This window comes from Paenibacillus sp. FSL H8-0317, from assembly GCF_045040685.1.
Classification (GTDB): domain Bacteria; phylum Bacillota; class Bacilli; order Paenibacillales; family Paenibacillaceae; genus Paenibacillus.
Genome location: NZ_CP150294.1, coordinates 3,456,709 through 3,481,886 on the forward strand (window position 1 = coordinate 3,456,709; position 25,178 = coordinate 3,481,886).

21 protein-coding genes and 1 pseudogene are annotated in these 25,178 nt (G+C 42.7%); 16 read left to right on the forward strand and 6 right to left on the reverse strand.

Annotation, left to right across the window (positions count from 1 at the left end; all coding sequences use genetic code 11):
• The first annotated feature begins 2 nt into the window (after positions 1-2).
• Together MHB43_RS15510 and MHB43_RS15515 are read left to right on the forward strand one after the other, a co-directional pair.
• On the forward strand, positions 3-1,529 hold the full coding sequence (locus MHB43_RS15510) for a response regulator (protein ID WP_339185032.1): 1,527 nt from the start codon (positions 3-5) through the stop codon (positions 1,527-1,529).
• 243 nt (positions 1,530-1,772) lie between these two features.
• Positions 1,773-3,758, forward strand: a complete 1,986-nt coding sequence (locus tag MHB43_RS15515) for a methyl-accepting chemotaxis protein (protein WP_339185034.1) — start codon at positions 1,773-1,775, stop codon at positions 3,756-3,758.
• Positions 3,759-3,849: 91 nt separating this feature from the next.
• On the opposite strand, the gene MHB43_RS15520 is transcribed toward MHB43_RS15515, so the two are convergent.
• Entirely contained in the window at positions 3,850-4,722 is an 873-nt protein-coding gene (locus MHB43_RS15520) for an AraC family transcriptional regulator (protein ID WP_339185036.1), read from the reverse strand.
• Between the two features lie 245 nt (positions 4,723-4,967).
• On the opposite strand from MHB43_RS15520, the gene MHB43_RS15525 reads away from it, so the two are divergent.
• Both MHB43_RS15525 and MHB43_RS15530 read left to right on the forward strand, forming a co-directional pair.
• Positions 4,968-6,167 (forward strand): MFS transporter, encoded by a 1,200-nt coding sequence (locus MHB43_RS15525; protein WP_405132292.1) that lies wholly within the window; start codon positions 4,968-4,970, stop codon positions 6,165-6,167.
• Between the two features lie 289 nt (positions 6,168-6,456).
• Positions 6,457-7,136 (forward strand): annotated as a pseudogene (locus tag MHB43_RS15530) (gamma-glutamyl-gamma-aminobutyrate hydrolase family protein).
• Between the two features lie 111 nt (positions 7,137-7,247).
• On the opposite strand, the gene MHB43_RS15535 reads toward MHB43_RS15530, so the two are convergent.
• Together MHB43_RS15535 and MHB43_RS15540 are read right to left on the reverse strand one after the other, a co-directional pair.
• Positions 7,248-9,572: an MMPL family transporter gene (locus MHB43_RS15535; RefSeq protein ID WP_405132293.1), complete on the reverse strand. Its 2,325-nt coding sequence runs from the start codon at positions 9,570-9,572 to the stop codon at positions 7,248-7,250.
• Positions 9,573-9,591: 19 nt separating this feature from the next.
• A complete protein-coding gene (locus MHB43_RS15540) occupies positions 9,592-10,239 on the reverse strand; it encodes a TetR/AcrR family transcriptional regulator (protein ID WP_237175422.1) in 648 nt (215 codons plus the stop codon).
• Between the two features lie 232 nt (positions 10,240-10,471).
• Between MHB43_RS15540 and MHB43_RS15545 the strand changes: the two genes are divergently transcribed.
• The 4 genes from MHB43_RS15545 to nspC all read left to right on the forward strand — a co-directional run bounded on the left by MHB43_RS15545 (position 10,472) and on the right by nspC (position 16,100).
• A complete protein-coding gene (locus MHB43_RS15545; protein WP_221819366.1) occupies positions 10,472-11,356 on the forward strand; it encodes a TetR/AcrR family transcriptional regulator in 885 nt (294 codons plus the stop codon).
• Between the two features lie 224 nt (positions 11,357-11,580).
• Positions 11,581-12,840, forward strand: a complete 1,260-nt coding sequence (locus MHB43_RS15550; RefSeq protein ID WP_221819365.1) for a cytochrome P450 — start codon at positions 11,581-11,583, stop codon at positions 12,838-12,840.
• Between the two features lie 892 nt (positions 12,841-13,732).
• The gene (locus tag MHB43_RS15555; protein ID WP_211083176.1) at positions 13,733-14,971 is read left to right on the forward strand and encodes a saccharopine dehydrogenase family protein; all 1,239 of its coding nucleotides are present in this window, start codon (positions 13,733-13,735) and stop codon (positions 14,969-14,971) included.
• Between the two features lies 1 nt (position 14,972).
• Entirely contained in the window at positions 14,973-16,100 is a 1,128-nt protein-coding gene (gene nspC, locus MHB43_RS15560) for a carboxynorspermidine decarboxylase (protein WP_221819364.1), read from the forward strand.
• A gap of 173 nt (positions 16,101-16,273) precedes the next feature.
• On the opposite strand, the gene MHB43_RS15565 is transcribed toward nspC, so the two are convergent.
• A complete protein-coding gene (locus MHB43_RS15565; RefSeq protein ID WP_405132294.1) occupies positions 16,274-17,047 on the reverse strand; it encodes an SDR family NAD(P)-dependent oxidoreductase in 774 nt (257 codons plus the stop codon).
• 111 nt (positions 17,048-17,158) lie between these two features.
• On the opposite strand from MHB43_RS15565, the gene MHB43_RS15570 reads away from it, so the two are divergent.
• From MHB43_RS15570 to MHB43_RS15600, 7 genes are all read left to right on the forward strand, one after another.
• Entirely contained in the window at positions 17,159-17,515 is a 357-nt protein-coding gene (locus tag MHB43_RS15570; RefSeq protein WP_405132295.1) for a MerR family transcriptional regulator, read from the forward strand.
• Positions 17,516-17,605: 90 nt separating this feature from the next.
• The gene (locus MHB43_RS15575) at positions 17,606-18,478 is read left to right on the forward strand and encodes a YitT family protein (protein ID WP_221819361.1); all 873 of its coding nucleotides are present in this window, start codon (positions 17,606-17,608) and stop codon (positions 18,476-18,478) included.
• 249 nt (positions 18,479-18,727) lie between these two features.
• Positions 18,728-19,069 (forward strand): multidrug efflux SMR transporter, encoded by a 342-nt coding sequence (locus tag MHB43_RS15580; protein ID WP_339185056.1) that lies wholly within the window; start codon positions 18,728-18,730, stop codon positions 19,067-19,069.
• A gap of 2 nt (positions 19,070-19,071) precedes the next feature.
• A complete protein-coding gene (locus tag MHB43_RS15585) occupies positions 19,072-19,386 on the forward strand; it encodes a multidrug efflux SMR transporter (protein WP_076212062.1) in 315 nt (104 codons plus the stop codon).
• Positions 19,387-19,524: 138 nt separating this feature from the next.
• On the forward strand, positions 19,525-19,719 hold the full coding sequence (locus MHB43_RS15590) for a hypothetical protein (RefSeq protein ID WP_405132296.1): 195 nt from the start codon (positions 19,525-19,527) through the stop codon (positions 19,717-19,719).
• A gap of 216 nt (positions 19,720-19,935) precedes the next feature.
• Positions 19,936-21,069 carry a serine hydrolase domain-containing protein gene (locus tag MHB43_RS15595; RefSeq protein ID WP_405132297.1) on the forward strand — a complete coding sequence of 378 codons (1,134 nt, stop codon included), beginning with the start codon at positions 19,936-19,938 and terminating at the stop codon, positions 21,067-21,069.
• A gap of 292 nt (positions 21,070-21,361) precedes the next feature.
• Positions 21,362-22,504, forward strand: coding sequence for a DUF4309 domain-containing protein (locus MHB43_RS15600; RefSeq protein ID WP_339308437.1), 1,143 nt, complete (start codon positions 21,362-21,364; stop codon positions 22,502-22,504).
• A 102-nt stretch (positions 22,505-22,606) separates the two neighbouring features.
• On the opposite strand, the gene MHB43_RS15605 is transcribed toward MHB43_RS15600, so the two are convergent.
• The gene (locus MHB43_RS15605; protein WP_405132298.1) at positions 22,607-23,575 is read right to left on the reverse strand and encodes a DMT family transporter; all 969 of its coding nucleotides are present in this window, start codon (positions 23,573-23,575) and stop codon (positions 22,607-22,609) included.
• 160 nt (positions 23,576-23,735) lie between these two features.
• Positions 23,736-24,296 (reverse strand): TetR/AcrR family transcriptional regulator, encoded by a 561-nt coding sequence (locus MHB43_RS15610; protein ID WP_405132435.1) that lies wholly within the window; start codon positions 24,294-24,296, stop codon positions 23,736-23,738.
• A gap of 198 nt (positions 24,297-24,494) precedes the next feature.
• Here MHB43_RS15610 and MHB43_RS15615 point away from each other — a divergent pair, with 198 nt between their 5' ends.
• Positions 24,495-24,902 carry a cupin domain-containing protein gene (locus tag MHB43_RS15615; RefSeq protein WP_405132299.1) on the forward strand — a complete coding sequence of 136 codons (408 nt, stop codon included), beginning with the start codon at positions 24,495-24,497 and terminating at the stop codon, positions 24,900-24,902.
• Positions 24,903-25,178: the final 276 nt, after the last annotated feature.

Genomic DNA, 25,178 nt, shown 5'->3' on the forward strand with positions numbered 1-25,178 from the left:
CGATGTATAACGTTATGATCGTTGAGGATAGCAAACCGATATTACGTAATATTAAAATGCTCTTGGAGACGCTGAGCTTCCCGATTCGTGTAGCGGCTACGGCAACGAATGGAGAAGAAGCCTTGGCAGCGATCAAGCAGTCACCGATTGATCTGCTGTTGACCGATATACGAATGCCGAAAATGGATGGGCTGTCCCTGATTGAGCAAGCCAAAATTGCCAACCCGGATCTGAAGGTCATCTTGATTAGCGGTTATAGCGATTTTGAATACACAAGAAAAGCATTGAACCTGCAAGTGTTTGACTATTTGTTAAAACCTGTCGAGCGAGAGGCGCTTGAAGAAGTCATGGGTCGGGTAATTGACCAACTTGATCAACAGATGTCCAAGGAACTGCTGGATTTGCAGGAAATCATTCATCCCCAATGTGAGACTACGCCGAAACAGGGGGAGGCGTTTCCGCCTTTATTCAGCCAGATGATGATCATTATGAGCAAACAGCCTTTTACCGCAGGGCATGAACGATGGGTGCAGGTGAAACTTGAGGGTATAGTGCAGGATTTTTTTGCATTCCATCCTTGTCGTGTATACACTAGTCAAACCCCATATCAATTTGTTGCTTTTATCAACAAGAGTGCACTTGAGGTGTACTCTTCCGTACATGAATGTCTTGAGTCGTTGCGACGGCATTTGGTTGCGCATGACATCGATGCGATCATTGGAGGACAACTTCTATTCACTGAGTCTGGTAATCTGCCTGAGCTCTATCACCGCGTGTCGACCATTTTGTCGGAGCAGCAACGGTTGAAACAAGGAATGGTGTTGGATACCGGGAGTCCGGTGTCGATGGCCAGATCCGAGACAGGTTGTCTGGATCTGGTGCAGGAATCTGCTTTTGTACAGATGATTCAGGCTCGGCAGAAAGAACGGTTTGCTCTTAAGTTATCCGAATTGCTGAATCGATGGGCAGAGGAAAATGTACATATGACCGAGGTGGAGCGGTTTATCGGATTGATCGTAGACACGTTTGCTCATCTGTACGAGGAACAAGGGGCGGGCATGAGATTGGGTCTGGAGCTTCGGTCAAGACAATTCGCCCAAGCACAGTCCTATGCCGATTTTTGCCGAGAACTGACGGAATGGACGGAACAGTGCTTCGATATGCTGCAATCCCACGTTCGAAAAAGCAAGGCGATTCTGTTCGAACAGATCGACGATTACGTAAAACTAAATAAATACTCTCAATTATCTATCAACGACATTGCCATGAAGTTTCACGTTAGCCCGTCGTATGTCAGCAGAGTGATCAAAAATGCAACGCAAATTACGTTTGTTCAGTATTACACCCGGCTTCGCATTCAGGAGGCCTGCAGACTGATGGAAAGTCAACCCGACATGAAGTTTAAGGAAGTATCCGATTTGTTGTCATTTAGCGACCAGCACTATTTCTCGAAGGTGTTCAAAGAGTATACGGGGCTAAGTCCTACGGATTATAAACAACAGATGTCTGGTATAAAGACCCAATCATAGTTAACAAACCCTTTTTATTTATGTTATAATACTAAACAAATACGGCTTGTTACTGAATTCATTCAGGCAATACCTATGTATATACATGCTCAAAGTTTCTTTGGGTGTGCATATATATGGGTTTTTTTGCGTTTACTGGCCGATTAGTTCTACCAAAAATGAATAAAGAGAGGAAGATTGAACTTGAAAAAGGAAAGTGAAAAAAGGTCATTTTATAAGAAAGGAGGAGCCGTTTTACGATTAATGAGTACTCGACTCATTGCAGCTTTCCTTGCGGTACTTATTATCCCCACTGCACTTATCGGATATTTCTCGTATCATAGTGCCAAAGATCAAGTACAACAAAAAATGACAGAACCCATCAATACCATATTAACGATGACAGGACAACATATTAACAATCTGGTGGGGGAAAAAGCAGCATTATTGAGTTACATAGACAGCATGTATGGTTCCAATCCCAGTCAGGCGAACAACGAAGCAGTACAATTAGGAATCGACCAGTTAGCTGATACATATCCTGATATTCTTGCCATAACCGTAGGCAACGACCAAGGCAGTGTTATATCTTCTCCAGCAATTGAGGATGCAACATATGATCCACGCAGCACAGAATGGTACACCAATGGTATAAGTAACAATGGATCACTCTATTTTTCGAGTATTATGAATGATCCGGCATCCGGGAAGATTTACGTAGAGATTTCAAAAGCTCTTTCAGATGAACATGGTGTAGCAAGTATTAAACTTGATCTGGAGCGATTAGCAAATGAAATATCGCTTGTGGATGTCGGAGGGAATGGGAGTCTGATTGTGGTTGACTCCAATCGAACGATTGCGGCTTGGTCCGGTGCGATTGCAAAAGGTGGAGGAGGAGAGCTCGGCGGAGCACTTATTGAGGGAATTCCAGTCCATCCTAATACGGCTTCAAGTTCCGATGAACCGATGGCATTTTCCCAATTTGTTAGAACGGATCTGGCGTATGATCTGGAAGTGTATAACGGTATTAACGCTTTGACGGGTTGGAATGTCATTGCTTTGATGGGCCATGAAGATTTTATCGCCGCAGCGAAACCCATTATGGTATCGAGTCTAACTGTCATTGTTATATCTGTATTGATTGCCGGTGTAATTATTTTCTTCATTCTGAGATCTTTTATCGTACCTATGCAAAAACTGCGAAAGGCCACCCGTAGCGTAAGCGAAGGGAATCTGTCTGAACGGGTGAATCTGAAAACCGAAAACGAATTTGGTATATTGGCAAATGATTTTGACCAAATGACCATCTCCCTTCAATCGGTGGTTGCTGAACTTCATCAGACGTCATCGTTGTTAAGCCACTCTTCCCAAATGATTCAGGAAAGTACAGAACAAACCACCCAGTCGGTTCAACATGTAGCTGAAACCATGCACCAGACTGCTGAATCAGCTATTGTTGGGGCGGAGAATTCGGAACAAACCGCGAATGCCGTAGAAGAGATGGCGAGAGGCATCAGTACAATTGCAGAATCTGCGAGTGCGATTGTGGATTCGGCTGAAGAGACGGAGCGCGCTGTTGCTAATGGTGGGAAAACGATAAACCAGGTCGGAGAACAAATGGAACATATTCTCGGAGCTGTTGAAGAAACCTCGGCATTGATTAATGAGCTGTCCAGTCTATCCGCTGAAGCCAATCGAATGAATGAAGCGATTGCGGATATCTCTCGGCAAACCAACCTACTATCACTGAATGCTTCTATTGAAGCATCAAGAGCAGGAGAACACGGAAAAGGTTTTGCGGTCGTTGCTGGTGAGGTTCGCACATTATCGATGCAATCCAAACAAAGTGCGGACGAGATTGGCGCTACTATTGGCAAAATGCTAGATCTGATTGCGAAATCCACATCTCTTATGAATGATAAAGTTCGTAATCAAGTCGGTGAAGGAATGCGGATCAGCCAAGAAGCTTCAGCAACCATATCGAACATCGAACAATATACAACGCATATAGTGGATCAAATTCAGGATATTTCCGCTGTCTCAGAACAGTTGTCTGCCAGTACGGAAGAAGTCTCGGCTACAGTTGCAGCGATGAGTCACATCTCTAAAGTGTCGGCTGATAGTGCTCAGACAACTTCAGCAGCAGCCCAACAGCAAATGGCGGCGATGCAGGAGATATCGGCATCATCTGCACAGCTATCCAAAACAGCTGAGAATATGCAAGAACTGGTTCGCCGGTTTAAACTCTAGAGTAGATGTATGTAAGTGTATAAGGAAACGTAAATAGCCAAGGCGCTCCCCAAATTGGAGCGCCTTTTTGGGCTTAGAGAGATTGGTGAAATTAGTAAGAATGTGACACCTCATCCCCGAACATATCCTTTTGATTCTTTTTCCGGAAACTTCGTGGTGATTCACCAACGATTTTGGTAAATAGAATCGTAAAGTAATTGGGGTTATCGTACCCAACCAGTTTGGCAATTTCCCATATTTTTTTGTTGGTTGAGACTAATAAGCGAGTGGCTTCACCCATTCTTCGTTGGATCAGGTAATGATAAGGAGAAGTACCATAGTGATTTTTGTACATATGAATTAAGTAATAAAAATCGATATGAAATTGATCTGCCAATTCTTTGAGTTTAATATTTTGCCGATAGTTGGTATCCAAATAGTCTTTAATGCTCTCAGCAAGGGTATTACTCCCAACGATCTCCCCACTAGGAAGCTGTTGACGGGACTGCCGATCGATGATCAGAAGTATTGCTTTCAGGACATGCCCAGAGATCAACTCGTATCCAGGTTCCCGGATTGAAAATTCATTGAAGAGAGTCTGCATTAACGAATGGAGCTCATCGGAATATCGGTTTGCTCGAATGATCGGATTGTTAGAGGGAGGAATGACCCAATCCTCAAGGGTCTGGGTGCCTTCTGTAAAACGAAAGCCGCAATAAAAGGTGGATAACGGGAATTCAGGATTGGACTTCTCCTCGTGAAGAGTACCCTTGTTATAAATGAGCATGTCCCCTTTTTGAGCCCAGTGTTTGGTGCCGTCAATGGTGAACAATCCTTTGCCTTCAGTTACGTAGATAATCTCATGCAGATCGTCATGTTTATGCGTCGGAAAGCTCCAATGCGGATTGTCGGCCAGTTTTCCTACATAAATAATGGTGCAATCTCGATTTGGATGCAGTTGGCCGAATTCATGGTGTGTATTCATCTATGTCTTCCCTTCAGAATTAGTAATGAAAGTCTGTGTTGAAATGACAACATATATAATGTTTTGCAATAAAACCACAACAACCTTGATTGTCGCCATGGCGTATCTGACAGTACAATTTCACTATCCAAAATGTAACTATATATCGAAAGTGAAGGGATGGGAAAGCAGAAAATACATGATTACGGATCGTCAAAAGAATTGAAGCGCTTGCAACAATAGAAAGGATTAGTGAGTATTGATTTATGACTAGAAATAGAGAGAACCTACTTATTTTAACGCTTACGCTCGTTAGTTTTGTACTGGGAACAACCGAGTATGTCATCGTGGGTGTGTTGAAGGAAATTGAAAGTTACATGAAAGTATCTCTTGCTGCCGCGGGGATGCTTGTCTCCGGTTTTGCGATTGCATACGCAGTGGGTACACCATTTGCCGTAGCCTTCTTGGCCAAAATATCCAGAAGAAGTTCCATATTGATTGGATTTGCAATCGTGTTGGCATTAAATCTATTGACCGTGTTCTCAACAACGTTCTCTTCGTTGATGGCCATTCGCATCGTGTCAGCCGTTGCTTGTGGACTTACGATATCGCTTTCGATCTCGATTGTAAGCGACGCAGTGAACCGGGAGCGAAGAGGGGAAGCTATCGCTTGGATTTTGGGCGGATTTTCAATCGCAAATGTGCTAGGTGTTCCGCTTGGTACATTTATCGGACAACATCTGAGCTGGTCCATGACGTTTGTTGTTACGGCATGCATAGGTGTTGTGCCGTTGTTGTTCATGTTCCGTATTCTGCCACGCCAAACAACAACGATTGCAGGTTCGTTCAGTGATCAGATGTCTCTATTTGTGAAGCCAAGGATATTGCTGGCCTGTCTAATCCCGGTACTGGGAAACAGCTGTATTTTCGTCGTTTTTACGTACATTACGCCACTCCTCAGTGAGACTATGGGTGTGCCAGTGAAATGGATTAGTGCCGTACTCCTGATCTATGGGGCCTGCAGCATCCTGAGTAACTGGATTGGTGCCAAAATAGCCAAGGGTGACTTCCTGCCCAAGCTAAAGCGGCTTTTCGTCATCCAGGCGATCCTCTTCCTGGGCATGAGTTTTGCCGTTTCCAATCTGTGGCTCGGCTTGGCGTTTCTGTTCCTGATTGGATGTCTGTCATCCTCCATGAGCGCGGCATCCCAGTTATATTTGTTTGATGTGTCAGGATCGATCTCACCGGGGTCCAAAGCATTTGCATCTACACTCCTGCCTGTGGCGGCCAATGTGGGTATAGCGTTAGGCTCCGGCGTTGGAGGAATTGCTGTTAATATGGGTGGTGTCCAGTGGGTTCCTCCAGTTGCTGTGATGCTTGCCTTGCTGGCTTATGTCATTACCCTGATATGCCAGCGTTCCATTCAAGTGAATTCAGACGAAGTAACCACTGTAAAAGCAGCTTAGATGAGATGCTGTTTAAACTAAACGAATGAATGAATATATGGGATTGGAACTACAAACAAAGTCGCTGTTATGCGGCTTTGTTTGTTTTTTTTAGTTTTCCAGCATTCCGGATGAAACGGGTTTGCAGATAATAGAGGTAGGATAATGCAATAATTCAGTGAATTTATATATGAAGAGATCTGATAAAATGAATGAAAAGCTTGGAGGTAAAGCCATGAAAAAGCCCATGATCGGTGTACTGCCTTTGTATGATACGGACAAAAAAAGTTACTGGATGCTTCCTGAATATATGAACGCCATAGAAGGAGCAGGTGGGATTCCAATTATGCTGCCTTTGACAACGGATACCGAGATCATAGCAACGCTGGCTAATCAGTTCGATGGTTTCCTGTTCACCGGGGGACATGATCTCAATCCTGAGCTGTATCATGAGCTTGCAGAGGTTACCTGTGGAGAGTTATGTATTGAACGCGATATGATGGAGTCGATATTATTACAAAAAGTAATTGAGATTGATAAGCCTGCTTTTGGCATATGCCGTGGACTACAACTATTTAACGTTATGTTGGGTGGAACGTTATATCAAGACATTCCGACTAGCCTTCAACTTCATGGGAACAAGATCGTTAATCACAAGCAAAGTCCGCCGTATACGAATCTTGTACATGATGTACATATTGAGGAAAATAATATCCTATACGATATTTTGCAAACAGATACGATAAAAGTGAACAGTTATCACCTCAGGGAATCAAGATGTTATCGGATAAGTTAACTGCTGTGGCAGTCGCTGAAGATGGACTCGTTGAATCCGCGGTAATGCCGAACCGCTCGTTTGTTTTGGCTGTGCAGTGGCATCCAGAGTACAGCTACAAAGTAGATGACTACAGTCAGAAGTTATTTGCGGCGTTTGTTAATGCTGCTAAATCCCCACGCTATAGTACCCATATTGAAGACATAACCGCATAATATGAAAAAGAAAAAAGACCTCCTATTTATAAAAACAGAGGAGGTCTTTGTATTGGTGAATGTAGTCGTAATAGTAATCATGGTATTACCATTACGATTGTTGTGGAATGATTATTTTAATCCAGACTTCGTGTTGGCATGCTCTTCAGCATTCAGGGAAGCAATCAGCTTCTCGCCTTCAACATCCAGGTTTGGCAGAATGCGATCCAGCCATTTTGGAAGTGCCCAAGCTTTGTCTCCGAAAATAGCCATGATGGCAGGGACCAAGCCCATACGGATGATGAAAGCATCAATCAGAATGCCTACCGCCAAGGTGAAACCAATCTGTTTGATCATGACATCATCCGTGAAGATAAATCCTGCAAATACAGAGACCATAATCACTGCTGCGGCAACAACCACGCGACTTACCTGATTGTACCCATGAACAACGGATTCAGTTCCGCGATGACCATGAACATAGGATTCCCGCATGGAGCTGACCAGGAAGACCTGATAGTCCATCGCAAGGCCATACAGAATACCTGTCACGATGATCGGCATAAAGCTAAGCAGCGGACCGCCGGTATCGAAACCAAAGAGCGAATGCAGCCAGCCCCATTGGAATACAGCAGTCGTGATCCCGAATGTAGCGAGGATACTAAGCAGGAAGCCAATCGTTGCTTTGATAGGAACGATGATTGAACGGAATACGAGCAACAGGATAATCAGCGAGAGCAGGATGATGATGCCTACATAAATAGGGAATACCTGCGCCAGTTTGGCTGACATATCAATGTTAACAGCTGTAAGTCCCGTAACTCCAAGTTTCACATCATAGGTCTGTGCGATGCTGGAATCAGCCGCGCGCAGATCAGTGACCAGTGTTTTAGTGAAATTATCGTTAGGACCTGTTTTTGGAATGAGACTGAAAATAGCCAAATCTTCTGTCATACCAAGCGGTGTGACTTGTGCAACGTTATTCTGACCTTGGAGTTCCATCACCAGACCGCCCAAGAGTTCCGGTGTAACTTTTGCGGAAGACTGATTAGGCTCTGCGACCAGAATAAGGGGTCCATTGAATCCTTCTCCGAAGCCTTCGGAGATGGCATCATAACTTTGTCTTGCAGTTGTATCCAGATTCGCTGAGGAAGCTCCGGGGATACCCATTTCCATTTTGGTGATCGGCGTCGCGGCAAAACCAAGAATGACGATGATGGCAATAATGGAAGCCCAACGATTCTTGATAACGAGTTTCACCCATCTGTCCGCGACTCCGTGGTTAGTGGCTTTAGGATGTTTCGCGCTTTTCTCACGAGCTTTGGCGGAACAGATGCGTTCTCCTACCAATCCGAGTAAAGCCGGCAACAGGGTTAAAGCAACGAATACGTTGATGAGTACGGTGGCAGCTGCGACCAAAGCCATCGTAGACAAGAATGTGAGACCGATGACAAGCATACCGCACAGTGCAATAATGACGGTTAATCCGGCAAAAAATACTGCGCTGCCCGATGTACCAATGGCTCTGGCCGTTGCTTCTTTTGCGCTCAAGCCTTGATCAATGATCATTCGACGTTGACGATTAACAATGAAGAGAGCGTAATCGATTCCAACTGCCAATCCAACCATGAGAGCCAGGACGGAAGTGACACTAGGCATTTCGATGAATTTGGAGATGGAGAACGCACCACCAACCCCAATGGCAACTCCGAGCAGTGCAGTGATCAGAGGCAGACCTGCGGCAACAACGGAGCCAAGGGTGATCAGCAATACAATGACAGCAATGACCAATCCGACAATCTCTGCCGAGCCGACCCCAATGGATACCGTTTTGAGCGTTTCGCCGGGCAAGACCGTAATGTTGGTTCCTTGCTCTACCGTCATAACAGATTGAATAACGGAATCAAACACATCTTGGGTTATGGCAGATTGCTCAACTGTAAATTGGAACTGGAACAATGCAATGTTTCCATCCGAAGAGATCAACATGCCTGGCACTGGAACACCATCCACCATCAAAGGTCCATAAGGTGGAGGAGTGGTTATTGCAGATTGCGCCATATCGGTAGACTGTGCATTCTGAGCCATCTCAGCGGCAGCACCCGAATTGCCTGCTTCAGCTGCATAGTCCGCAGGATTAATGACTTTGTCTAATCCGTAAACTTCAGTAACACCTTTCATCATGGCAGCCATATTTTCAGGCGTATCCAAACGCTCGTTGTCCGGTGCCTTGAACACAACACTTCCTTGGCCGCCGGAAGCGGCTGGCAGTTCTTTTGCCAATTGATCCAGAACCTTCTGTGACTCGGTGCCTTCAATCTTCATTTCAGAACTGATGTGAATACCATTGATGCTGATCATGGAAATGACAATTCCCAGAATTAAAACCCAGCCAATGATGAATGTTGCAGGTTTGCTAAAAGCGGTTTTCCCCACTCTGTATAATAATGTAGACATTTCTCTATTTTACACTCCTCTATGATGAATGTGGATGGTTGGCATGTTCGAATCCTGCCCGCAAATGATTAAACGTAATTTCCAAAAATTGATCGAAGGTTAAAGCACCGGGCTTGGTATCTTCAGTAATGACTTGTCCGGGCAGCAACACATTGAGTCTTCCATCAATTAATGGCAGTATCGATCCATATAGTGCGTTAATCAGAAGATAAGTATAGATCTCGTCATATTTCCCGTTAGATAAGTCTAATAAGGTATCTTGTGCCTGCGTCTGCATCCGGTGCATGGCTCCAAGATAATGTGGTTCTAACACGGGATAGGTCTGAGATAGTGATACTAGTTGATGAAGCCTTCCTAAGAGTTCTGTTGTAAGCTGCATCTTGATCAGGTTATACAGTACGTCAAGCAAAGAGGCATTGTCGGGCATTTGGGTAAGTAACTCTTCGAGTTCGGTTGTATTCTGAACGGATATGGCGCCTCTTGCTACGGCTTCTTCTTTACATGTGAAATAGTTTGCAAATGTTCTACGTGAACAACCCACCTGATGCACGATATCTTCGACCGTAAAACCATCGAGTCCGTGTTCAAGAGTCAGTTCAAATGCAGCACCAGCAAGTGCTTTTTCAGTCGCTTCTTTTTTCAAATGTCGCAAGTTTCGTTTAATCATTATTCTCCGCTTATGCGTTCACCTCCAATATCAATGAATATGGTTTAATACTTTTTAAGAAGAGCACACTTACTGAATATGCACTTTGTGAGATTTATCATAACAATTAGTTGCCCATTGTGCAAATTTACTCATTGTGCAATTTTATAACGCATCTATACTGCGAATCAATACTTCAACTCCTGAGGAATGAATGTTAAAATCAGAGAAAAACTTGGGGCGATGACGGGACATGAGTAGTCGTAAACAAAGTTTATTGGAAACAGCACTTGCACTATTTTTAGAGCATAACTATGCAAATACAACAATCCAGATGATCCTGGATCAATCAGGTGTATCCAAAGGCACATTCTACAAATTTTTCAGTTCCAAAGAAGACTGTTTATATTCGATTATTGATCAGCGTATGCAAGAGGATGTTTTCATTCGTAAAGAACTTGAACAAAACCACTATACATCGGATTATGATTTGCTCGTAGATCAGATTGCGATTCCTATGTCTGTGCCTAATAAAGAGCGAGTATGGGAATTATATTGGACGGGTTTTTATTCCGGGGAGATCAACTCAGCCAAACTGGCTACATTTCACCTAAAATGGCTGTCCACACGCTTGATTCAGGTATACGGGAACGACATTAGCCTATATGCCAACGAAGGGGCAATATTGTGCTACGGCATATTACATCAGATTGCCAACACATCAAGAAGTCTAAATACGCAAAAACCGGTATGGAGCGAAGTGGTTCCAAAAGTACTAACGTACATTGAAGTGATCCTGAGAACAATGCACCAGAGAAATGAACATATTTTCGACTTTCAGTCTCTCTATTTCCTGAATGCCGATCAGCGTAACCATGATATGGGTCTGGACATTGATAATGTATTGATCGAATTGGATGAGTTCAACAACCGTGTTCAAAAATCCAGGGAATCTGCATCATTGAAGCAACTTTCGAAGGGGCTTTTAGCGCTATTACAGGATCAAGAGGATCTAAATATTCCTGTTATCGAAGTGGTGCTTCAAGCGTTTCACAAAGAGTACAAATCCAGTGCGTTTCAATCTGAAGCCAATAGACTGACCGAAGCCTGTTGGTGGTACTTGGAACTGGTGAAGTAACGTAATTAATATGGGGGTTGGCTCATAGCCGACCTCTTTTTTGTTTTTTTTTGTTTGTAGTTATTATTAATATACTATTAGTATATTAATAAATTGTTGTTATAACAGTTGTTTTGTACTGTTTAAACTATGATATTTGAAATTAAATATACGAGTAGTATATAATCGGAATGAACATATATTTCCATAGATTTGAAGCACTTCACTTCGAAAGGAAGATTTATATGAATAATTCGAATAACCAGACCTCAGAAAAAGTAGAATTTAATTTGTTTAGCGAAGAAAATAGTAAAGATCCATTTGCCATGTTTGCACAGATGCGTGCCAAAGGTTCCGTTGTCCCTATTCCTAATCCAATGGGTGGAGCAGGGCAAACCTGGATTGTAACTCGGATGGACGTTGCCATGGAAGTGCTGAAAGATCACTCTCGATTTACGGTAGATATGAACGCTATTGATCGTGGCAATGATATTCGAAAGAATCTCTCAGACGAGCTTGGTTCATCGGAACCCCAGACTTTTTTTACCGGAAAGTCGATGCTCTTTGTTGATGAACCGGATCATCGTAGACTCCGTAGCCTGGTTTCCAAAGCGTTCACTCCAAGATATATGGAAAGCCTGCGTCCACGCGTCCAGGAAATTGCCGATGAGTTGATTGACCAATTCGAAGGAAAAGGAGAGATGGATCTTGTCAAAGACTATGCCTATCCTTTCCCAATCAACGTTATTTCCGAGATGTTGGGTATACCTCAGGAAGACCGACCTCAGATCCATGTATGGTCTGAAGCCATTGCAAAAGGTCTTGGTTTTGGTAAACAAGACCCTGCAGTAGCGCAGCACTTGCGATCATTCGCAGAGTACACCTCACAGCTTGTGGCGAACAAACGAATAGAACCTTCAGATGACCTCATCAGTCAATTGATTGCGATTGAGGAGGAGGGAGATCGACTGAATGAAGATGAATTAATATCCATGATTACGTTATTAATATTTGCTGGACATGAGACAACTTCCAATCTAATTGCAACCGGTTCTTATCTTCTTCTGACACATCCTGAACAACTGGAACAACTGAAACAAGATCTGAATCTGGTTCCTTCTGCAGTGGAGGAGTTGCTACGATATAACGGCCCCGCGACTTCTTCAGGTCCTCGTTATGCAACACAGGACACGGAGTTGGATGGACAATTGATTCAAAAGGGAGATGTTGTGATTCCCCTTCTGAAATCAGCGAATAGGGACGAGCAGCAGTTCACCGATCCGGAAGAATTGGATATTGAACGCAAAATAAAACGGCATTTGGCCTTTGGACACGGCATCCATATGTGTCTTGGCGCTCCACTTGCTCGGGTGGAAGGGGACGTAGCGTTTACTACGCTTTTACGTCGGCTACCCGATCTTCAGCTCCGTGTTCCTCAGGAAGAGATTCAATGGCACTCCGCTTTGTCTTCACAGGGATTGGCATCGTTGCCCGTAAAATTCTAATCGTTTATATAAATGTGACTCACTTGAGTATGACGAATTGTCGTCATACTCTTTATTTATAATGATGATAGAATGGGATGAACAAGAAGCATTCCAATGGCGTGAACATGCTTAATGCAAAACATAAAATTGAGTACATAAATTTTGTTGTTGAGGTACACATTATGAATAAAGATGAATTTTTAATGCATAAGCGGCACATGATCAATTAGCGGGAATTGCTGGCAGCAACATTATGATCACGTATGAAGAAGTAATTGAGAAAAGTCCTCAAAAGCCTGAAATAGTGGGGGAATTACTGGGCGCAGAAGGCGTGAAAGTATTCGAAGGATATCATTTTTAATCTTGGTCCTCGTTCGGACAAAAAAATAAAATTTTTAATTATTGCTTGATTTTTTTTTCAACGTCTGATAGTGTAAGACCTGTGATTTTGGGAAGTTTATTTATCAATATGAATTAGAGCTTTCCAGCAGATAATTTTGACCACTTCACCAGGAAGTTAAGGCCATACGGACAGCCGGGTCAAACGCCGATTGGCAACTTACGTTGCTTTATTGATTGAGTTCAAAGCTCAAATTTTATAAGTTGGTTACTTTACAACCAGTGCAATTGCACATCAACTTGTGAAACGGTCAATAAGAGTGGTAAAGGCGAATTATTTGCTATATAGACTCTGATCCAATATTGATATACATGAAGGAGCTTTCCGCCAAAGGAGTTCTTGTGAACTTTTTTGGTCATGGAGACTTCACGTCTTTTTTATGATGTATATCGATAAGCAAGTGTGATGATGCGCGATTGCGGGCATTTTTCACCTTGCTTTTTTTGTTGTCTTGTTGTCATCGTATTAAACCAATTTAAAAAAATACATATTGGGATAGGAGAATGTAAAATGGGAAAAGCACTAATCATCGGCGCCGGCGGCGTTGCTTCCGTGGCAGTACACAAATGCGTTCAAAACAGCGAAGTTTTTGAGGAAATCTGCATCGCGAGTCGTACAAAATCCAAATGTGATGAACTCAAAGCCAAGCTGGACGGCGGAAAAACAAAAATTACTACAGCACAAGTTGATGCTGACAATGTTGACGAACTGATCGCTTTGATCAACGAAGTTAAACCGGATATCGTTATGAACCTTGCTTTGCCGTATCAAGATCTGACTATTATGGATGCTTGTCTTGCAACTAAAACAAATTACATGGACACCGCTAACTATGAGCCACATGATACAGCGAAGTTTGAATACAGCTGGCAATGGGATTACAAAGAGCGTTTTGAACAAGCAGGCATCACTGCATTGCTCGGTAGTGGATTTGACCCAGGCGTAACTGGCGTATTCTCCGCTTATGCCCTGAAGCACTACTTTGACGAAATTGAATACATCGATATTCTGGACTGCAATGGCGGCGACCATGGCTATCCGTTTGCAACCAACTTCAACCCTGAGATCAACATTCGCGAAGTATCTGCGAACGGAAAATATTGGGAGAATGGTGAATGGATCGAGACGAAGCCAATGGAAATCAAACGTGTCTACGACTTCAAAGAAGTTGGCGAGAAAGACATGTACCTGTTGTACCATGAGGAACTGGAATCTTTGGCAAAAAATATGCCAGGTCTGAAACGTATCCGTTTCTTCATGACATTTGGTCAAAGCTACCTGACTCACTTGAAAGCTCTTGAAAATGTAGGCATGACTTCAATCGAGCCTATTGAATATGAAGGTAAACAAATTATTCCACTGCAATTCCTGAAAGCAGTACTGCCTGATCCGGCATCCCTTGGACCACGTACTGTAGGTAAAACAAACATTGGTTGTATCTTCAAAGGTAAAAAAGACGGTCAAGACAAAACATATTATGTATACAATATCTGTGATCACCAAGAGTGTTACAAAGAAGTGGGTTCCCAAGCGATCTCTTACACAACAGGCGTTCCAGCTATGATTGGTGCAGCAATGGTCATGACAGGCAAATGGAACAAACCAGGCGTATACAATGTAGAAGAGTTCAACCCAGATCCATTCATGGAAGAGTTGAACAAATGGGGCCTCCCATGGGTAGAAGACTTCAACCCGGTACTCGTTGATGAGCTGCCAGAAGAAGTTAAAGAATCGGAGCTTGTTCGTTAAAATGCGGTTCGAGCAATTACCGACACCATGTTTTGTTGTTGACGAGGCGCTAATCGAGAGAAACCTGAAAATCCTGAACGGTGTTATGCAGCGTACAGGTGCCAAAATCGTACTTGCTCAAAAAGCATTCTCCATGACTGCGATGTATCCGCTGATTGGAGAATACCTGAGCGGTGCAACGGCGAGTGGTTTGTATGAAGCGCGTTTGGGCCATGAGGAAATGGGCAAAGAGAATCATGTCTTTGCTCCAGCATACCGTGCAGAAGAGATCGACGAGATTCTCTCCATCTGCGACCATATTATTTTCAATTCTTTTTCACAGCTTGCAAAATTCAAGGATAAGGCGCTTCAGGCTGGCCGTAAGGTCGGCTTGCGCGTCAATCCAGAATGCTCTACCCAAGAAGGACACGAGATCTACGATCCGTGTTCTCCGGGTTCACGTTTTGGCGCGAAACTTGAGGATTTCGATGCAAACATGTTGGAAGGTGTCTCCGGATTACACTTCCACACGCTGTGTCAGCAAAATTCCGACGATCTGGAGACTACGTTGAACGCAGTTGTCGAGAAGTTTGGACAATGGTTGCCGCAAATGGAATGGATCAACTTCGGTGGTGGACACCATATCACACGTGAAGATTATGATATTCCAAGACTGGAAGCATGCATCAAGCGTATGCAGAACGACTATGGCCTGGAAGTATATCTGGAGCCTGGAGAAGCTGTTGCGCTGAACGCAGGTTATCTGGTGACCTCTGTGCTGGACTTCCATAAAAACGGTATGGACATCGCTATTCTGGATACTTCAGCTACGTGCCATATGCCGGATGTGCTGGAAATGCCATATCGTCCGCCGCTGATCGGTTCGGGAGAAGTAGGCGAGAAAGCCCATCTGTATCGTCTTGGTGGACAAACATGTCTGTCTGGTGACGTAATTGGGGATTATTCATTCGATCAGCCTCTACAAGAAGGCGACCGTCTGGTATTCGAGGACATGGCGATTTACTCCATGGTGAAAACCAATACGTTCAACGGCATGCCGCTTCCAGCGATTGCTGTTAAAAGAAAAGACGGCGATTGCGAAGTTGTTCGCGAATTCGGATATCAGGATTTCAAAATGAGGCTGGCATAATACTTCATTATATAGTAAGCATTAATATAGAATTGAAAATAGGGAACCTGGAGACAGGTTCCCTTTTTAACGTTAACTGAAGTTTAACGATTAGATTTAATGATGTTTATCAGTGAGGTTAGGTGAATGTTTACCGGTAATGAGCCGACTTAGCTTCGACTTCAGTTTTCGGGTTAATTTTGTGGTTTTGAGGCTGCTCTCGCAGCATACGGAAAGATCGGTTCTCTTAGTTCAAAGTCATACGTCAACCCATCCACAATGCCGACTACACTCTCACTGTCATACAACTCCAGCAAAAATCCAGCCATTTGTTCCGCCGTATGGAATTTGGTAACTCTGCCTTCATATTCAAACTCATCTACATTAAAGGAATGTTTCGCAAATTCCGTCTCCGTTGCAGCCGGGGCGAGAACTTTGGCTTGCATTGCTGCGTTCTTGCCTTTCAACTCTTGCGCAAGTCCTTCCGTAAAGGCACTTACATAGAACTTGGTCGCACAGTAGGTTACTGCATCGGCTACAATCGTATATCCACCACCAGAGGAGATATTAATGATCTGTGTGCCATCAACATCTGCATAATCACGTACATACAGGGAAGAAAGAATCGTAAGAGCTTCTATATTAAGATGAAGCATCTGTTCAATCTTGGGTAGATGTTGTTCGCCAACGGATGCGAAATTCCCGAATCCTGCGTTGTTAATCCACGTCTCAATGGCATAAGGCTGAAGACTTTCATAGAATTCATGTACATTAGCGGCAATGGACAGATCCACTGTACGAATGACAACATCCAGATCAGGATTGATTTCAGCTACTTTTGCTTTTAATTTGTCCAATTCATCGGTTCTGCGTGCTGCCAGGATCATATTTTTGCCACGGGCTGCAAAAGCTAAAGCCGCTTCATATCCAATGCCCGAACTTGCACCGGTAATCACTGTGTATTTCATGGGAATTCCTCCTGGATCTGATTTCATTTTTTATTGTGATATGACCACGAGTTGATTATACTGATTAGAGCTTACTCTAAGTCAAGCGGGAAAATGGAGGGGAGGTTAACCATGCATACCATTGGTGAAGTGGCAGAATTACTCCATATCAGTGCACATACGTTACGTTATTATGAGAAGGAACAGATTGTAACCCCTCTCCGAGATGCGAGTGGAGACAGGCGATATAACGAGTCACACCTGAAATGGCTGCAATTTGTAATTAAATTAAAAGAGACTCAGATGCCCATTGCTACCATTAAGAAGTATGCGTCCTTGTTTCAGGAAGGGGAGCATACGGCGGCGGATCGTTTGAAGCTGCTGGAGGAGCATAAAGAGTCGATTCAAAAACAGATGCACATACTTAACACAGCAAATGAGATGCTTGAGCATAAAATTTCGTCGTATCGAACTTTCATCGGACAATGATGTAACACACATCAATGACGTTCTATTGCCAAAACAGTGATTTTTATTATAGACTATTTTTTATCGGTTGTTCATCAAGGGGGAAATGCAATGCATCAAATCAGAAAACAAAAGTCAAACAAGTTAAAGATCCTCTCCAAAGTATTATTGATTATCATTGGGGGATTTATAACGGCATATGGTCTCGAAGCCATATTGATCCCGAATAATGTCTCAGATGGTGGTGTCACAGGTCTGAGTATCGTAGGATCACAGTTGTTCGGATTACCACTGGGGATGCTCATCGGGATTATTAACATTCCATTTGTGTGGCTCGGGTACAAGCAAATCGGAAAAAGCTTTGCGTTATATTCGATCATCGGTATTGCTTCACTCGCTATCAGCACCAGTCTGATGCACCATGTACCAACCATCATTGAAGGTGATACCTTGCTCGTTACCGTTGTCGGCGGGATTATCATTGGTTTTGGTATGGGACTTGCATTACGTAATGGCGGGGCATTGGATGGCATAGATATGCTGGCAGTACTTCTTTCGCGAAAAGTACCTTTTGGAACCAGTGATCTCATTCTGTTCCTCAACATGTTTGTCTTTATTGTCGTTTCTACCGTGTTTGGCCTGCAAGGCGCGATCTTGTCAGGACTTGCGTATTTCATTGCTTCTAAAGTAATACATATTGTTGAAGAGGGCTTGAGCGGCTCCAAAACGTTTAAAATTATTACGAATCAACCTGAGATTATGGTTGAAACCATTCGGGATCGCTTAGGCCGTGGAGCAACGTATACCGAGGCTTACGGTGGCTACTCGAATGAGCAATTCAAGGAAATTACTTGTGTTATTAACCGGATGGAAGAGAGTAAAATTAAAGATATCATTCACGAAATTGACCCAACTGCCTTTGTAGTTGTATACGATGTAGCTGAAGTAAGAGGCGGCAATTTCAAAAAGAAAGATATTCATTGATACGAAAAACAAAATGAACTTAAACGTGTTAGTCAACCAGGAACTTCTGGTTGGCTTTTTTGTTTGTTCACAGCTTAACTTGGAGTTTTAAAAGGCGGATTTCCTTGTTAATTTAATACGAATATTTAAATTTGCAAATGAAATAAAGATGGTTTATTATTATATCAAATGATACAAATAACTATCATTATTTTAAATTAAGTGTTGATCACAAAACAACAACATGAATGCAGAAGAGGAGAATGTTTTATGGCGTGGTTATTTCTTATTCTTGGAGGAATCTTAGAGATAGGTTGGGCATTAGGTTTGTCATTCTCCGATGGTTTTTCGAAAATCGAGATCGTAATCCCCACGGTTATTTTAATGATTGGCAGCTTCTACTTCTTTGCAAAATCCACTAAAATACTTCCTGTATCAACCGCTTATGCGGTGTTTACCGGTCTTGGTTCATTTGGAACCGCAATTGTGGGAATGATTTTTTTGGGGGACTCCGTAAGTGCAATTAAAATCGTGCTGGTCATGATATTAATCAGTTGCATCATCGGTCTGAAATTTGTATCGAGTGAACCTAAACAAAAGGCAGGTGTATAGATATGAGTTGGTTTTTCTTGATCTTGGCTGGTTTATTTGAAGTTGGCGGTGTAATATTTCTGAAACTTTCAGATGGATTTACCAAATTGAAACATACATTTACGTTCGCTCTGTTTTTGGGATTAAGTTTTATTTTTCTTTCCCTGTCTTTGAGAGAGATACCAATCAGCATTGGTTATGGAATCTGGACAGGTATTGGGGCATCGGGCAGTGTACTATTAGGAATGTATGTATTCAAAGAGCCCAAAAATGCTAAGAAATTGGCTATCGTTAGTGGGATCATCGTCAGTATTGTGGGATTGAAACTAGTCTCTTAACTGGATAAATTAGCTGTACTAACAACGGAACCATATCCATCTCATCTATATTCATGCATAAGTACAGCTCTCTTATGGAAAACTTCTGTAGTACGAATTAAATTGCATGACTTCAAGTATGTATGGGAGGTTAGCATAGTGACAAAACAGGACCCGCAAGAGCTTTTGAAGCAAAAACATGAACTGGATGAACAAAAAAGACAGTTCACTAATTTTTCGCGGAATATTTCAGGTCATGGTGAGGTTGAAGCTGGTCAAGAGTTCAGAGTTGACCGGGTATCAGATGATCAAAACCGTATGAAATCGGTTGAGAACAAACGCGGCGAAGCCTAAAACGTTACAACATAAGCCGATCCTTTCCTGGATCGGCTTATTCGTGCGCAGCAGTGTGATAAACAAAGAATATGTATTGTAATTGCACATAGAAGAGTATATAGGTGGTGGTCAATCGTTGGAAAAGGTCGTATATTATTAATATGTCGATTGTGGGATTGAATATGGACCACATCGCAAAATGATAAACGATCTTACATAGAAGGACGGGAAAAAATGGATTTTAAACCGCTTGCTTCATTTATCGACCGCATTACATCCTGGCGTGTACCGTGGGCAGAGGTGCTGGTGATGCATCGAAATGATACCGTTTTCCATTATCGTAATGGATACGCCAATCTGGAAGAGAAAACACCTATCGGTGATGGAGCGATCTTCAATCTATATTCCATGACCAAAATTATGACCTGCGTGGCAGGGCTGCAACTGGTGGAGAAAGGGGCGATGCTGTTAAGTGATCCCTTGTCTGATTATCTGCCAGAGTATGCTGAGATGACGGTAAAGAAAACGATGCCGAACGGGGAGATCCGACTGGAAAAGGCGACAAGAGCCATTACAGTACGTGATTTGTTCACCATGACTGCCGGGTTCTCGTATGACGTTGGTTGTCCAAGCATTCAAGAAGCTGTAAAAAGCACCGATGGAACATTGCCAACACGTGATTTCGCGAGAGCGCTTGCCAAGGAACCGTTGTTGTTTGAACCAGGGACACACTGGAATTACAGCATGTGTCATGATGTGCTGGGAGCCTTGGTGGAAGTAGTAAGTGGCAAGCGATTTGGTACGTATCTTCGGGACGAAATTACTGGACCTCTTGGCATGAACGATACAGCATTCAATCTGAACGATGAGCAGCAGAAGCGCCTGATTCCGCAGTATGCTTACAATGATGAGCTTGAAAAGGCTGTACGTATGGATGGTAATGGATTCCGTGTGGGTACGGAGCTGGAAAGCGGCGGTGCAGGGTTGTTATCAACCGTTAGCGATTATGCACGTTTTCTGAACGCGCTTACTGGGTATGGTACGAGTCCCGAAGGTGTGCGCATTCTGTCACAAGCTTCAGTAGAACTGATGCGAACGGATCACCTGAACGAGATGACTCGTGCTGATTATTCGTGGGATCATATGTATGGATACGGCTATGGACTGGGTGTTCGCACACATATCTCCAAAGCAGGAAGCGGCTCACTGAGTCCAATTGGCGAATTTGGATGGAGCGGCGCTGCTGGTTGTATGGCTATTATGGATCCGGATTCAGAGCTTACAGTTATGTATGCACAGCACCTGCTGAATAGTCAGGAACCATACGTTCAACGACGCTTACGTAATGTGGTTTACTCCTGTCTGTAAATGATATCGTATTCGAAGTTTAAGAGCCGCTAAATAGCGGCTTTTTTATGTTACATGAGTCGAAATCTATTCATTAGATTGTTATTTCTTTATTAGAAACGGTATGTTATCATTCTTAGGAAAATAGTACTAGTAGGAGGATATGCTTATTGAACATGAACCTATATTCATTACATAGTTTGATCAAGGTTACACGCTAGCAAGTACCTGTTTGATTGTTGAGATTGTACACGACTTAAAATTAGAAAAGAACTGTTAGATTTTTATTTTTTTACTCAAAGGAGATTCAATCATGATACACCCTAAACACAACGCAAAATGGGCTTCTCTGGCCCTACTGACTTTAATCGGCTATGTTCTGAGCGCATTGCTTATGCTACCACTCAATGCTGCTGCCAAAGGAGAGCAAATCTCAGCCAAAGAGCTCCAAAGTATGAGTCGGCTTTCATTTACGCTTCGTGATGCCAAGCAAACGGCTTATACCGTTTATATTTTCGCTTATGATGAACAGAAGACCACGCTGACCGAAGAAAATGGTTGGACCAACAATAAAAAAGGCGACAAGAGTTATTCAGGCACGTATCGTGCAGCCTTGCTAAAAAAAGGTGCAGCATACGGAACTGTTCAGGCAGCAAAACTGGATCTGAATACGATTATTTTGCCCCAAACCTGGAACTTCGTTGTGAAGAGCAAAGAGGCCAGTACACCAGACATGCTGATGATCACCGATTGGGGAACTTCTAATTTTAATGAGGTGAAAACGTATATTGTTCGTTCCGGGGAATTACGCCGTGTAACATATGTCGATAATAAGGGGAAAAAAATCGACGATTCCTACTCTGCAAGCAGAGATGATGGAATCCGTACTCTTTCAGGTGCCCGAGTACAGTTCAAAAATTACAACAACCTTCAATTTGTCTATGGAGTTGATACGTTTAAGCTGAATGTGAACAAATTGGAATTGCGGTTGGAAGATACGCGTAACCTCCGTTCAAAAGCTTGGCCGAACTCGGGTGTTGGTGATCGCGCTTACCTGAAAAGCCTGAAGGAAGCCGCTTTAAAGGGCGTGTTGCCAGGTCGAACGGACGTTAAGATTGGCATGACGCTTCAAAATGCGCAGAAAAAACTTGGGAAACCAACCTCTCGTTCAAACGAGGAATGGGGAGCGTTCTATTATTATTCTAAATTCGGCGTCGGATTTGATTCATACATGCACGAGCTTACCAACAAATCACGTATTGCCGTTTTTGATTTGTACAATGAAAAGCAAAATCTTTCACCATGGAATGTGAAAATATGGATGGGGAAACCTTCCTCAGAATACTACAATGAAGTCGTTGGTGGTTATGAGATGGTATACCAATTAGGTAATCACGCCATTGTATTTAACTATGAGGAAGAAGAGGACTTGATTGACTTTACGAGTATATATTAAGGTATAACACAGTAAGAAACAAAAGAATATCGTATATGAACTTACAAAAAAAAGCCGCTAATTAGCGGCTTTTTTTGTTATCCATGGATGTGGACGGGTAGTCTATTTTATTGGAGTGTTATTAGAGCTTTGCACAGAACGTACACGATTGACCAAATAAATGCCGACCGATACAAACAACAATGCAGCCAGATTCTTCAGTTCCAGAATCGTTTCCCCCAGGAATAATGCTGATAATAAAGCTCCAAACACAGGAATTAGAAAGTTATAAACAGACACTCTTCCGACCTTGTTGTACTTGAGAAGCATATTCCATAGACAAAATGCGACGGATGACAGTAAGGCCAAGTAGATCAAGTTACTGGTGGATTCCAAGGTGAAATGAGTAACCCGACCGCCGAGTGATAGACCTAACAGCGTAAGTACCAGTCCCCCAACGAACAGGCTGACCCCTGTTATGATCAGAACATCGATCGTAGCGGTGAGACGTTTTGCATAGAGGGCTGTAACGGAAAAAACAAGTGCTGCTATAATCACGAACCCTTCACCTGTGAATGAAAAGGAAAAAGCTAGCAGATCCGTATGGAAGTTTACGATGATTACGCCAACAAATCCGAGCAAGCAGCCAACGATTTTGTTTTTGCTTAATTTGTCGTTTTTATAGATGAAATGGGCCAAAACAACACTGAAAAAGGTCGTCGTTGCGTTCATAATGGAGCCTTTGACACCCGTCGTATTGGCTACGCCAACGTAGAAAAACATATATTGCAAACCGGTTTGCAATATACCTAACATGATGAGACCTGTCCACTGAGGCCTGGTTAATTGGAGCTTCTGTTTTCTAACGATACGAGACAGGAGCAAGAGCAGCAAGCCCGCCAGTGTAAATCGATATCCTGCAAATACATACTTGGAAGCAATATCTTCAGGCAGAATGTTAAATGCGATATATCCAAGTTTGATGGATGGGTACGCACTTCCCCATAACAAGCAACACAGGCTTGCCACGAGCATGACAAAAATGGGCTCACTAAATTTACTCGGTTTCTCAACGGTATTTCTCTCTATCACTTTCGATCTTCTCCTCACATTTCATGCACATATGTATGTATGAATCTATTAATATCCTCCCTGACCATATCACATATCGCCAATGTTTGTAATGATAATTAATGAACCGCTCTTCAATTGGTAAGATTATAAAGAAGGAACGGTTCATGAGGAGTCTATGTTATAGATTCCTTTCTAATAAAATCCCAACTTGTTCTGCGACAATGTGAGGTTGCCGGGATAATCCATTCGTGAAATAGGATTCCACGATACCAACGATTGCTGTACCAAAGAACGTGAGAATAACTTCTTTTGTTAGTCCTTTATTTTTCCCCTCAATTACATTCACCTCATCTTCCAGTTCTTCAATGACGAGAGCCAGGAAGCGATTGCGGAAAAAAGGAGCTCCTTTGCTCAGTAACATAGCCGAGAAAAATGAATAGTGAACTTCAAAATATTCGAACCACAGCACATTGCTTTCTATAAAATCCAGATCGGATGCTTCCTTGCACAATCTTCTTAGTTCATCGATATGCTCTTCGATTAATTTATCCAGCAAGTCAAATTTGTCCAAATAGTGATGGTATATCGTTCTGCGGCCGACATTTGCATGATCAGATATATCTTGCATTGTAATGGTATCAAAAGGTTTCTCGTTCATGAGTTTGATAAAAGCGGATTTGATCGCTTCCTGAGTCTTAAGTATTCTTCGATCTGTGATAGAAACGATAGTAATCACCATTCTTTCCAGAGAGTAATTGCACAAATGTTGTCTCCGTGCGCCATAAGGCACAGATCGGGTTCATTTGATCCTTGCAGAGGCTGTGCAATTATTTTATATTATACACAAATGTGCGATATCGCACGTATGTGTGTAATCACATTTAGGAACATAGGGGCAGGACGCATTAATCAATAAGATCACACTGGAGGAAATAAAATGGCTAAACATGAGGAAGTTAAAGATGGAGTGATATTCCCGGTAGGAGAAAAAAACGAAGCATTTTCGCAATATTTCATAGGGCAAAGTTATCTCCAATCCTTGGTTGTTGATCCCAAAGTGAATGTGGGTGTTGGGAATGTAACGTTTGAACCGGGATGCAGAAATAACTGGCATATCCATCGCGGTGGATTTCAGCTGTTGTTAGTGACTGGTGGGGAAGGTTGGTATCAGGAAGAAGGAAAACCTGCTCAATTACTAAAAGCCGGCGATGTTATTGTGACTCATGATGGTGTGAAACACTGGCATGGGGCCGCTAAAGATAGTTGGTTTGAACACATTGCAATCACTGCAGGTACACCGGAATGGTTGGAACCTGTTACAGATGAAGTTTATGGGGAGTTATAAAATAAAAACTATGAATTGATTTATTAGGAAATGCTACTCCCTAATTTTGTTAAATTAAAGGCTAATTAAATTCAGCGAGATTGCTGATTCTTTATGTTGATCTTGGTGCCATCGCTCTGAGTTTTAATCGAGTGGTGGCTTCTTTACGTCTATGAAGTATCGACCTCCCTTACAGGTGAAAACCATGATATAGATGGATTCCACTGCACATTCATATATACTTGGAGAAATTTCCAGATTGAAAACGCTTGTCAAACAGAAAAGAATATGATAATT

What these genes read in the sequence shown, in the direction of transcription:
- MHB43_RS15595 (WP_405132297.1), top strand. Translation starts at nt 19,936, where the DNA reads ATGGATTTTAAACCGCTTGCTTCATTTATCGACCGCATTACATCCTGG.
- MHB43_RS15565 (WP_405132294.1), bottom strand. Translation starts at nt 17,047, where the DNA reads ATGAAATACACAGTGATTACCGGTGCAAGTTCGGGCATTGGATATGAA.
- MHB43_RS15575 (WP_221819361.1), top strand. Translation starts at nt 17,606, where the DNA reads ATGCATCAAATCAGAAAACAAAAGTCAAACAAGTTAAAGATCCTCTCC.
- MHB43_RS15570 (WP_405132295.1), top strand. Translation starts at nt 17,159, where the DNA reads ATGCATACCATTGGTGAAGTGGCAGAATTACTCCATATCAGTGCACAT.
- MHB43_RS15510 (WP_339185032.1), top strand. Translation starts at nt 3, where the DNA reads ATGTATAACGTTATGATCGTTGAGGATAGCAAACCGATATTACGTAAT.
- MHB43_RS15525 (WP_405132292.1), top strand. Translation starts at nt 4,968, where the DNA reads ATGACTAGAAATAGAGAGAACCTACTTATTTTAACGCTTACGCTCGTT.
- MHB43_RS15540 (WP_237175422.1), bottom strand. Translation starts at nt 10,239, where the DNA reads ATGATTAAACGAAACTTGCGACATTTGAAAAAAGAAGCGACTGAAAAA.
- MHB43_RS15520 (WP_339185036.1), bottom strand. Translation starts at nt 4,722, where the DNA reads ATGAATACACACCATGAATTCGGCCAACTGCATCCAAATCGAGATTGC.
- MHB43_RS15555 (WP_211083176.1), top strand. Translation starts at nt 13,733, where the DNA reads ATGGGAAAAGCACTAATCATCGGCGCCGGCGGCGTTGCTTCCGTGGCA.
- MHB43_RS15600 (WP_339308437.1), top strand. Translation starts at nt 21,362, where the DNA reads ATGATACACCCTAAACACAACGCAAAATGGGCTTCTCTGGCCCTACTG.
- MHB43_RS15580 (WP_339185056.1), top strand. Translation starts at nt 18,728, where the DNA reads ATGGCGTGGTTATTTCTTATTCTTGGAGGAATCTTAGAGATAGGTTGG.
- MHB43_RS15535 (WP_405132293.1), bottom strand. Translation starts at nt 9,572, where the DNA reads ATGTCTACATTATTATACAGAGTGGGGAAAACCGCTTTTAGCAAACCT.
- MHB43_RS15615 (WP_405132299.1), top strand. Translation starts at nt 24,495, where the DNA reads ATGGCTAAACATGAGGAAGTTAAAGATGGAGTGATATTCCCGGTAGGA.
- MHB43_RS15545 (WP_221819366.1), top strand. Translation starts at nt 10,472, where the DNA reads ATGAGTAGTCGTAAACAAAGTTTATTGGAAACAGCACTTGCACTATTT.
- nspC (WP_221819364.1), top strand. Translation starts at nt 14,973, where the DNA reads ATGCGGTTCGAGCAATTACCGACACCATGTTTTGTTGTTGACGAGGCG.
- MHB43_RS15515 (WP_339185034.1), top strand. Translation starts at nt 1,773, where the DNA reads ATGAGTACTCGACTCATTGCAGCTTTCCTTGCGGTACTTATTATCCCC.
- MHB43_RS15585 (WP_076212062.1), top strand. Translation starts at nt 19,072, where the DNA reads ATGAGTTGGTTTTTCTTGATCTTGGCTGGTTTATTTGAAGTTGGCGGT.
- MHB43_RS15610 (WP_405132435.1), bottom strand. Translation starts at nt 24,296, where the DNA reads ATGGTGATTACTATCGTTTCTATCACAGATCGAAGAATACTTAAGACT.
- MHB43_RS15550 (WP_221819365.1), top strand. Translation starts at nt 11,581, where the DNA reads ATGAATAATTCGAATAACCAGACCTCAGAAAAAGTAGAATTTAATTTG.